The organism is Luedemannella flava (genome assembly GCF_039528515.1).
Taxonomy (GTDB): Bacteria; Actinomycetota; Actinomycetes; order Mycobacteriales; family Micromonosporaceae; genus Luedemannella; species Luedemannella flava.
Window position 1 is genome coordinate 1 of record NZ_BAAALT010000196.1, and the last position, 2,122, is coordinate 2,122.

The 2,122-nt window shown below is 69.8% G+C and carries 3 protein-coding genes; all 3 read left to right on the forward strand.

All coding sequences use genetic code 11. The features are described 5' to 3' along the window. Nucleotides 1–129 precede the first annotated feature (129 nt). Nucleotides 130–447: a flagellin gene (locus ABD211_RS25475; RefSeq protein WP_425560528.1), complete on the forward strand. Its 318-nt coding sequence runs from the start codon at nt 130–132 to the stop codon at nt 445–447. Further along, nucleotides 440–1,732, forward strand: a complete 1,293-nt coding sequence (fliD, locus tag ABD211_RS25480; RefSeq protein ID WP_344136996.1) for a flagellar filament capping protein FliD — start codon at nt 440–442, stop codon at nt 1,730–1,732. Before ABD211_RS25475 ends, fliD begins: the two co-directional genes overlap by 8 nt. A gap of 8 nt (nt 1,733–1,740) precedes the next feature. Next, nucleotides 1,741–2,122 (forward strand): flagellar export chaperone FliS (fliS, locus tag ABD211_RS25485; RefSeq protein WP_344137000.1); only part of this gene is annotated, 382 nt, incomplete at its 3' end.

A 2,122-nucleotide genomic window follows, 5' to 3' on the forward strand; every position in this document is an offset into this window, starting at 1 on the left:
CTCAACGACATCGCCACCAAGACGACCTTCAACGGCAAGGCGCTGCTCGACGGCTCGTTCTCGCCCAGCCCGCTGACCTTCCAGGTCGGCGCCAACGGCACGGACGTGCTGACCGTCACGATCGGCGACATGCGGGCCACCACCCTGCTCGGTGCCGGCACCGGGCTGTCCACCACCGCGCTCGCCACCGCGGCGATCGGCGCCCTGGACACCGCGATCAAGACGGTGTCGACCCAGCGGTCGACCCTGGGTGCCACCCAGAACCGCCTCGAGCACAAGATCAACAACCTGAACGTGGCGGTGGAGAACCTGTCCGCCTCGGAGTCGCGCATCCGCGACACCGACATGGCCCAGGANAACAGCACCGCCGGCGGGGCGGGTCCCCCAGCCCCGCCCCGCCGGACCGGTGTCCATGATTCTTCGGGAAGGTACGTGTCCGGTGACTAGCAGCGTCGATGGTCTCATCAGCGGTCTCTCCACGAGCGCGCTGATCTCGCAGCTCATGCAGGTGGAGGCAGCTCCCCAGACCCAGCTCAAGACCAAGGTCAGCAACGAGCAGAAGGTCGTCGCGGCGTACCAGTCCATCAACACCAAACTGGCCGCGTTGCAGAAGGCCGCCGAGGATCTCTCCGCCAAGACGACCTGGTCGTCGGTGAAGGCGACGTCCTCCTCCGACGCGGTCACGGCCTCCGCGGCCAACGGCGCCGTCACCGGCAACGCCACCTTCAACGTCACCAGCCTGGCCCGGGGCCAGGTCAGCACCGCGGTCGTCGCCGGCACCGGCAGCGTGGTCGCCGGTGGCTCGCTGACCGTCACGATCGGCTCCGGCGATCCCGTCACCATCGACGTCAGCGCGGACCCCTCGGCCGCGGGCGTGGCCAAGGCGATCAACGCGAAGGGCCTCGACCTCAAGGCCGCGGTGATCACCACGAGTACCGGCGACACCGTGCTCCAGCTCACCTCGACCAAGACCGGCACCGCCAACGCGTTCACCGTCACCGGGCTCGACGCGCCCGTCAAGAACGCCGTCACGGCCGTCGACGCCCGCGTCGAGGTCGGCGACCCGGCCACCGGCGGTTACGCCGTCACCAGCTCCAGCAACACCTTCACCAACCTGATGTCCGGTGTGACGCTGACCGTCAAGCGGGTCGAGAACGACGTCACGGTCGACGTGAGCGCGGACGCCGACGCGATCGCCGCCAAGACCCAGGCGTTCGTGGACGCCGCCAACAACGCGCTCAAGGAGATCTCCAAGCAGAGCGCCTGGTCGCAGGGGGGCACCACCAACGGCCCGCTGGTCGGCGACTACATGGTCCGTGAGCTCACGGACCGGGTGCTCGGCACGGTCAGCTCCGGCCTCGCCGGGTACGGCAGCTTCAAGCAGGTCGGCGTGCAACTGGACCGCGACGGCAACCTCAAGTTCGACAAGGACGCGTTCGCCAAGGCGTACGCGGCCGACCCGGCTGCCGCCGAGCGTGGCGCGGCCGGCCTGGGCGCGGCGATGACGACCATGGCCGAAACCGCCCAGAAGAACGTCACCAGCAGCACCCAGAGCCGCAACAAGCTCGTGGACAACCTCAACGACCAGATCGCCGCCTGGGACGTGCGGCTCACCGCCCGGCAGACGGCTCTGCAGAAGCAGTTCAGCAACCTGGAGGTCGCCCTCGGCAAGCTCCAGTCCCAGTCCAGCTGGCTCTCCGGCCAGCTCGCCGGCCTCTCCTCAGGGAGTTGATCTCTAGCATGGCACACTCCGCACTCCGCGCCCGCTACCTCAGCGACTCGGTGAACACCGCCTCCCCCGGCCACCTGCTCACGATGCTCTACGACCGCCTCGTGCTGGACCTGGCGCAGGCCGAGCAGGCGCTGCGGGCCGGCGACCGGGAGACCGGCACGCCGCTGCTGCTGCACGCCCAGGACATCGTCATGGAGCTGCGGGTGACCCTCGACACGGACTCGTGGCCGGGTGCCGCCGGGCTGGCCAGCATCTACGGCTTCCTCGTCACCGAGCTCGTGGGCGCCAACATCAAGGGCGACGCCGACCGGGTCGCCGCCTGCCTGGGGCTCGTCGAGCCGCTGCGCGACGCGTGGCGCGAGGCGCTGCGTGCCGCCACCGCGGCCACCG